The sequence below is a fragment of the Streptomyces sp. genome (assembly GCF_035644915.1).
Taxonomy (GTDB): Bacteria; Actinomycetota; Actinomycetes; order Streptomycetales; family Streptomycetaceae; genus Streptomyces.
This window is the reverse complement of the sequence record NZ_DASQNP010000126.1, coordinates 1-7786: the sequence shown is the minus strand read 5'-3', so window position 1 is coordinate 7786 and position 7786 is coordinate 1. Positions and strand designations below refer to the sequence as shown.

Annotated in this window: 7 protein-coding genes; 1 reads left to right on the top strand and 6 read right to left on the bottom strand. The window is 71.5% G+C overall.

Translation table 11 applies throughout. The features are described 5' to 3' along the window. Window positions 1-522: MmcQ/YjbR family DNA-binding protein (locus tag VE546_RS14615; RefSeq protein WP_324922346.1), on the bottom strand; the 522-nt coding region annotated here is incomplete at its 3' end. Window positions 523-865: 343 nt separating this feature from the next. On the opposite strand from VE546_RS14615, the gene VE546_RS14610 reads away from it, so the two are divergent. Next, entirely contained in the window at window positions 866-2050 is a 1185-nt protein-coding gene (locus VE546_RS14610; protein ID WP_324922344.1) for a DUF418 domain-containing protein, read from the top strand. A gap of 184 nt (window positions 2051-2234) precedes the next feature. Here VE546_RS14610 and VE546_RS14605 read toward each other — a convergent pair whose 3' ends face one another. The 5 genes from VE546_RS14605 to VE546_RS14585 all read right to left on the bottom strand — a co-directional run. Next, window positions 2235-2453, bottom strand: a complete 219-nt coding sequence (locus tag VE546_RS14605) for a type II toxin-antitoxin system VapB family antitoxin (protein WP_414720480.1) — start codon at window positions 2451-2453, stop codon at window positions 2235-2237. Window positions 2454-2559: 106 nt separating this feature from the next. Next, window positions 2560-4563, bottom strand: a complete 2004-nt coding sequence (locus VE546_RS14600; RefSeq protein ID WP_324922342.1) for a glycoside hydrolase family 9 protein — start codon at window positions 4561-4563, stop codon at window positions 2560-2562. Between the two features lie 236 nt (window positions 4564-4799). Then, window positions 4800-5456 carry a DUF5701 family protein gene (locus VE546_RS14595; RefSeq protein ID WP_324922340.1) on the bottom strand — a complete coding sequence of 219 codons (657 nt, stop codon included), beginning with the start codon at window positions 5454-5456 and terminating at the stop codon, window positions 4800-4802. Window positions 5457-5512: 56 nt separating this feature from the next. Continuing rightward, the gene (locus VE546_RS14590; RefSeq protein WP_324922339.1) at window positions 5513-6178 is read right to left on the bottom strand and encodes a CatB-related O-acetyltransferase; all 666 of its coding nucleotides are present in this window, start codon (window positions 6176-6178) and stop codon (window positions 5513-5515) included. A gap of 351 nt (window positions 6179-6529) precedes the next feature. Further along, on the bottom strand, window positions 6530-7786 hold a 1257-nt coding region (locus VE546_RS14585), incomplete at its 5' end, for a hypothetical protein (RefSeq protein ID WP_324922338.1).

Here is a 7786-nt window from a genome sequence, read left to right as displayed (position 1 = left end):
CCCTCGCTGCTCCAGCGCCTCCGACAGGATGCGCACGGCCTTCGGACCCACCCCGTGCAGCGCGAGGAGTTCGGACTCCGTGCGCTGCGCCACCTGCTCCAGCGTCTTCAGCCCCGCACCGAGCAGGGCCCGGGTGGCCGGCTTGCCGATGCCGGCGGGCAGGTCGCCCCCGGGGGCGTCGGCCGCCGCCTCCGCGGCGGCCGGTGACGCCGCAAGCCGCTTCGGGGCGCGGCTGAACCACGACGCCCGGACCAGGGCGTTCAGATCCTTGCCGGCGATGTCGGCCAGCGGCACGCGGAAACCGATCGGCGTACCGCTTCGGAGGAGGCGCTCACCGCTCGGGTGCGCGGCCACGGCGGCCTCGATCTCGTCCTGCGGCAGTTGGAGCTGCAGGTGGCCGTCCTTCGTCACCGAGGCGAAGCCCTTGCCCCGTACGGAGAAGGCGACCATGCCGAAGTGGGTGCCCTCCTCGACCTCCGGGAGGGCGAGCGCGGCCTTGCGGAGCTGAGCCAGGGTGGTCATGGGCCGAGTTTCGCACGCCCGTTCCGCCCGGCCACGGCCCGGCGACGGTGTTGTGACACCGATGGGCCCGGCGGCCGGGACGGCTGATCGCGGACCGCGCGGCCGGGGGCGGGCGGCCCGCACCCATCGCCCCTCCGTGCCCACGTCGGGCGGTCCGGCCGGCCGGTCGCAGGCCCGCCCCGGCGAGCGCACAGCCCGGCCGACGGGCAGCTCCCCCTGCGCGGGGAACGTCATGTCCGTCGCAGGGTGGAAGAGACCGCACTGGCGGCTGCATCCTTCGATGTACGGCACATTCGGCTCTGCTCATGAGGATTCCGCCCGGTGCCGCCGCGACGATGAAGTCATGACGGACACAGACACCGAGGTCCGGCGGACGCCGATACCCCCCTCCGCCGGACGACGACTCGTCCTGCTCGACGTACTGCGCGGGGCGGCCATCCTCGGCACGCTCATGACCAACGTATGGATCTTCACCGCCCCGGGTGCGGAGTGGGGAGTCCTGCAGTCCGGTACGGCCGGGACGTCCTTCGGGTCGTTCCCGGAGATCGCCGAAAGCGTGTTCGTCCTGCTCGCGAACGGCAAGTTCCTGTCACTGCTGACGATCCTGTTCGGGGTCGGACTGGCCATCCAGTACGGCTCGGCGGCGCGGCGCGGACAGCCGTGGCCGGGGCGCTACCGGTGGCGGGCGCTGTTCCTGTTCGGCGAGGGCACGCTGCACTTCGTGCTGGTCTTCGCGTGGGACGTGCTGATGGGGTACGCCGTCACCGCGCTGCTCGTGGCCTGGCTGCTGACCCGCTCGGAGCGGGCGCGGCGGCGGGTGATGTGGTGGACGGCGGGAGCGCACCTGGCGGTGATCGGCCTGCTGACGGCGGCGCTGGCCCTGGACGACGCGGAGAACGACGGGACGGTCTCCCGGGAGGTCGTCGACCTGTACGCGCACGGCGGCTACCTGGACCAGATCGCCTTCCGGCTGGAGAACGCGGTCGCGCTGCGCATGGAGCCGGTGCTGACCTTCTTCCTGCTGGTGTTCCTCTTCCTGCTGGGCGTACGGCTGTTCCGGGCGGGGGCGTTCGGTGCGGACGAGGTGGGGCGCCGCATGCGTTCCCGCATGCTGGTCTGGGGGCTGGGCCTCGGGCTGCCGCTCAACGTGGCGGTGTCGCTGGGCGGCCCGGACCTGTTCCTGCTGAGCCGGTACGGCGCCGCACCCCTGCTGGCCGTCGGGTACATCGGGCTGATCGGCGCGCTGGTGGACCGGGTACGGCGGCCGGGCCCGCTGATGACGGGACTCACGTCCGTCGGCCGGACGGCACTGTCCGGATACGTCCTCCAGAACGTGCTGTGCATGCTCGCCTCGTACGGCATCGGACTGGGCCTGGCGGAGCGGCTCGGTGACGCGGGACGGCCGTGGTGGGTGATGGGGCTGTGGGCAGTGGTGTGCGTGGTCCTGATGGTGGGCTCCACGCTGTGGCTGCGGCGGTTTTCGGCGGGGCCGCTGGAGGCGTTCCAGAAGTGGGCCCTGCGCCGCTGAGGCGTTGCGCCGGCGCGGTGCGCGGGACGAGCGCGGCAGCGGCCGGGCCCGGGACCGCGTCGGCCGGGACCATCGCGGGGCCGGGGCCGGGCCCCGATGCCGGCCCCGGGCCTCGCGGCCGAGGGGCCGGCATCGAGCAGCGGCGTGCCGAGGAGCTGCCGGGAGGCGTCGGGCCGTCCTGCGATCAGCCCTCCGGCTCCCGCGGCCTGACCTCGACCTCGCGCAGGTTCTGGTCGCTGAGCCCGGTGCGCGCCTCCGTGCGATGGCCGCGGGCTATGTAGTCACGTACGACCGCCTCCACGGCGTCCTGGGGCGATCCCACCCCGGCCAGCACCATCACTTCCACCACCAACTCGGCGTCGAGACTGATGTTGACCTTGGCCGGGGCGGGTGTCCCCCTCACTACGTCGTCCCCGGACTGTAACCCCTGGGAGGCGGTCGTCACATGCCCGGGGCCGACACTGCCTTCGGCCCCGGCCGGGCCGGGGCGTCCGGCGTACGCGGTGCGGTCAGGCCGGTTCCCGGCCCCACTTGAGGTCCGCGCCGTTGTACAGGGTGATCCGTTCGGTCTGCACCAGGTCGGTGGAGTTCAGCCCCTGGTAGGACCAGTCGTTGCCCGGGTCCCAGCCGGCTCCGCCGGTGATGCGGAACTGCACCTCGGCGCGGTGCTGGGACTGGCCGCCGGGGAAGATGTCCCGGCTGCCGCAGTCGATCTCGACGTAGTACAGGTCTCCCTCGGCCCGGAACGGACCGCGCACCGGCGAGGCGCACTCGGAGTAACCCGGCGACACGGTGATGTCCTCGGGTTCCACGCCCTCGTCGAGGGTGAACCAGTAGCGGAACCGGCCGTCGTCCAGGTTCTCGGCCGGGAAGCCGGAGCGGTTGCGGACGATGGCCCGGACCTCGGTGAAGCCGGCCCCGGAGGAGTTCAGCCGGGCCTCGACGTACATCTGCGGTCCGTCGGGCGCCTCCGCGGGCGGGAAGTCGGCCAGCGGGGTGCCGCCGTACCGTTCGGTCAGGTAGGCCAGGGCGCCGGAGAAGCCGGAGTTGTAGTCGGTGGCGACCTCGTTGGCCACGTAGTCCTGGCGGCTGTCGGTGTAGGCGTCGTTGGCCGAGCCGGGGCCGCCGACCAGCGCGCCGTAGAGCACGTGCCGGGTCTCGGCGGGCGAGGTGATCTGGTCGGTCCACGAGCCGTGCGCGGTGCGGTGGTGCGGGTTGCGCGGCGGGTTGGCGCCGAAGCCGACCACGTAGCTGGAGTTGCGCGGGTTGTCGCCCAGCGCGTAGTTGATCTGCCGCTCGCCGAACTGCCGGTACCGCTGGGCCCGGGCGGCGTCCCGGGACTGGAGCCAGTCGGAGTACACCAGCGCCACGAAGGAGGTGTTGGCGGCGTACCGCAGCGATCCCCAGGTGTCCAGGACCGCCTGGCCGCCCGGCGAGTACGGCACGCGCTGGCCGTTGACGCCCACCGTCCAGTAGTCCAGCCACCGGTTGGCGTCCTCGACGTACCTGGCGTCACCGGTCTCCATCGCCAGCAGGACGTACGCCCCGTACTGCTTGTTGTCCCAGGCGATGGTCCACCGGTACTGCCGGGTCGTGGTCTGCTGTTCGGTGCCCAGCCGGTCGTACTCGCTCTCGGCCTTCTCCAGGTACGCCCGGTCGCCGGTGGCCTTGTAGAGCCAGTAGGCGCCCCAGACCAACTCGTCCTGGTAGCCGGACCAGGAGCGGTAGAAGTTGCCGGCCGGCACGCAGTCGGAGTAGTTGCCGCGGTAGGTGTCGGCGAAGGTGTACAGCTCCCTGGCGTGCCGCACCAGGGTGGCCGCGTAGGCCGGGTCGTCCTCGGCGAAGAGCAGTGAGGAGGAGGCCATGGCGGCGGCCGTCTCCGCGGCCACGTCCGAGCCGGGGCAGCCGGGGTGCACCCGGTGGGCCGGCCGCGCCATCGGCATCACCTCGGCCGGGCCCCACCACTTGTGGTCGGCGTCGCCGTCGCCGACCTGGGCGTAGAGGACGTTGGGCTCGGGGTGGGCGCGGATGAAGTAGTCGTTGACCCAGCGGAGGTTGTCCTTGAGGTACTCCGTCTGTCCCGCCCGCTCGTAGCCGTCGGCGGCGGCCAGGCCGCCCCAGGCGAGCAGGGTGGCGCTGGCGGCCATCGGCAGGCCGAACTTCACGTGGTCACCGGCGTCGTACCAGCCGCCGGTCAGGTCCAGGCCCACGTCGGAGCCGTCGTTCAGGGCCGAGTCCCCGCGCCAGGCGACGCGGTTGTCGGCGGGCAGGTCACCGGAGCGCTGCGCCTCGTAGAAGTACATCGACTTCTGCAGCGCCTCCGCGTAGTTGAACGCCGCGGTGGGCGCCGCCGGCTCCTCGGCGCGGGCGACGCCGCCGGTCGCGGGCATCAGCGACGCGACGGCGGCCAGGGTGGCGGCGACCGCCGCGGTGGCGATCCGGCACCGGCCGCGGCGCCGGTCCCCGGGTCCCGGGCGGTCGGGGGGTAAGGACGTCGTTGTGGAGGTGGACATGGCGCGGCCCCTCTCAAGCCGTGGGCAGGGCGGGAACCATCACTATGGGAGCGCTCCCATAGCGATGACCCGTACATGGTCGGCACGTCGCCCGGTCCCGTCAATCGGTGGGGGCGTTTCTTCTTCGAATAGACGGACCGCTTCCAGGCCGCGCCGGGCTCCGCACCGGAAGCGACGTGCCCGGCCGGGTTTCCGGCCGGGCACGTCGCGCTGTCCGAGGAGGGCCCGCGGAAGCTTCACGGGCGGCGAGCGCCCGCGGAGGCCATGCCGAGCCAGGTGTGCGGGTTGCCCTCCCAGCACCAGCAGAGGTTGGGGGCCTTCTGGCTGATCCATATCGCCGGAACCCGGCGGTCACCGGCGCGTGAGCCGCCGAGCGAGAAGCACTTGTTCTTGACCAGCACCTGCGGGACGTGGGTGATCAGCGCGATGCCTTCCTCGATGGTGAGCAGTGTCCGGCCCCGGTCCGTGATGACGGCCATCGCGTCGTTGGGCACGGCTCCGCAGAACTCCTCACCGCGTTCGACGTTGAACAGCAGGTAGGCGTCACGGTCGGGCGGTCCGGTTTCCTCGGTGGCGACGAACCGCTCCAGGGCGCCGGGCTCGTACGAGTGATCGACGAACCCGGGCAGCCGGCCGTTGTGGAGGGTGGTGAGCGGCATGGTCCGCTCGATCGGGGCGAGGGCGCGGGTGACGACCAGCACGAACGGCACCCGGCCCACGTCCGGGTCGTACGGCGTGTCCGCGTGGGCCACGGCTCCGGCGCGCAACGGCGCCACCAGGTCGGCGAACCGCTCCGGGGTGAGACCGGACATCGCCGGGTAGCCGAGCGCGGTGAGGGTGCGGACCTGCCGGTCGAACTCGGCGCCCGGGTCGAAGGCGGTCTGAAGGGTCAAGCGGGTTCCTCTCGTGGTGTCCGGCCGGCGATGCGTTCCGGGGGCGGTGACGGTGATCAGGGCAGCTCCTTCGCCGCGATGGCCTCGATGTCCGCCGGGGTGCCCGACATGATCGTCCGCACATGGCGGGTGACCAGCTCGACCGGCCAGTCCCACCACGCGGCGCGCTGGAGGCGGGCGATGTCCTCGGGCCCGTACCGGGTGCGGATGGGCCGGGCCGGGTTGCCGCCGACGATGGTGTACGGGGGGACGTCGCCGGTGACCACCGCGCCGGCGGCGATGATCGCCCCGTCGCCGATGCGTACGCCGGGCATGACGGTCGCACCGTATCCGAACCACACGTCGTTCCCCACGACCGTGTCACCGCGGCTGGGCATGCCGGTGACGAGGTCGAGCGTGGCCTCGGCCCAGGCTCCGCCGAACATGGTGAACGGGAACGTCGACACGCCCATGGTGGGGTGTTCGGCCCCGGCCATCAGGAAACGGGTACCGGAGGCGATCGCGCAGTACTTGCCGATGATCAGCCTCTCCGGGCCGTACGCGTAGAGCACGTTGCGCGTCTGGAAGGCGGTGGCGTCGTCGGGATCGTCGTAGTAGGTGAACTCGCCGACCTGGATGCGCTCATCGGTGACGAGCGGCTTGAGGAGCACCACGCGCGGGTGCTGGGCGAGTGGGTGGAGGACGTCGGGGTCGGGAGCGGAGCCGGGTGCAGGAGCGTTCACGGGGAGACCTCGATTCAGGCAAGGAGCCGGTTGCCGGAGCGCACCACGGTGCGTCACCGTACCGGACGGTGCCGTGCGATCCGCCGTCCGGACGGGGCGGTTCGTACGCGGTGGCGCGCCCGCCCGGGTTTCCGCGGCCGGTCGTGCCTTGCCGGAGCAGGGAGGCCGCAGGGTTCCGTCCGGCCCTCCGGCGGGCGCGTACGAGCCGGTGCCCGGGCTGTCGACGGCGAACCCCCGGACGGGGCCAGGGCGGTGTCGTGCGGTGGACGGGACGGCGGGAGTCCTGGCAGGCCGTCATGCGGAGGGCCCGCGGCGGATGTGTCCGCCGCGGGCCCTCACGTGGGGGAACGGTCAGTTCGGTGCGTGGATCCGGTCGGCGGAGTTGGCCGCGTAGTCCCTCGTGGCACCCCGGACGTACATCATGGTCGAGTTGTTGCCGGAGAAGTACTGCTTGATGGAGCCCTCGAACGGCGTGGTCGAGGCGTTACGGCCGTACACGTCGGTGTAGACGGTGGTCGGACCGCTGTTGCGCAGCGTGAACGTGCCCGGCCGGAACTCGCGCAGCGTGCCCTTGAACGGTGAACGCGGGTCGTCCCACGTGACCGTCTGGCCGGTCTGCTGGGTGATCTGGCGGACCTGGTCGCAGTAGGAGCCGCGGATGCCCTGGTAGCAGAGGTCGACCTGGCGGGCGAGGTTGTTCGGCTTGCTGGAGTCGAAGTACCGGCTGGGGTTGAGCACGTAGAACAGCGGTGCGATGGTGAAGTTCAGCTGCGAGGTGCTCACCGTCACGTCGGAGAACCAGAACTCGTGCAGGTCGTTGGTGTCGAACGGGATGTACGAACCCGTGATGGGCTCGAAGTGGGTCCTGCCCTCCCTGATCGCCTGCACACAGCTCGCGTCGGTGATGAGCCGGCCGAGTGACTTCGTGTCCGACGGCGAGTCCGCCGGGACCGCGGGGCCGACCTGCCTGAACCCCGTGCCGAGACCGAGTCCGGGGCAGTCGGTGCTGCCGAAGCCGCCCGGGCGCCCGCTCGGGATCAACGCGGTGAACCTGGCCTCGGCGACCTGCCCGTTGCCGTTGTAGGTGCACCGGTTGTTGTAGATCAGCTCGTGGACGTTGTTGGTGAACGCGTCCGTGGAGTGGGTGCCCTGGTGGAACTTCAGCAGCACGTCGCAGACCGCGACGGTGTTACCGCTCGGGGGGAAGAAGGTCGTGCCGTTGTCGCCCTGGATCACGTTGACGTTGTTGACCGCCAGGACCTTGTGTCCGACGTGGTCCTCGTGACGGTGCCTGCCCTCGTGGGTCGACTCCGCCAGCACCTCGCTGGTGTAGCCGAACGCCGGCCAGTCGGCCGTGGAGAACAGTTCGGAGTTACGCGGGTCGTCACCGTGTTCGTGCCCGAAGGTGCACCCGCTGGGGTCCCTCGGCGGATGCCAGGTGGGATAGACCTTGCCGTCGGGGCCGTACGTCCAGTACCGCGCGTGGATTTCCTTGGAGCACTCGCCGGCGCGCGGCGCGTACCCCTTGTCATTGTTCTCGACGATCAGATCGTATGCCCGGCTGGTGGGTGCGTCGGCCGGCGGTAACGCCTTTCCCCACGAGGGGTT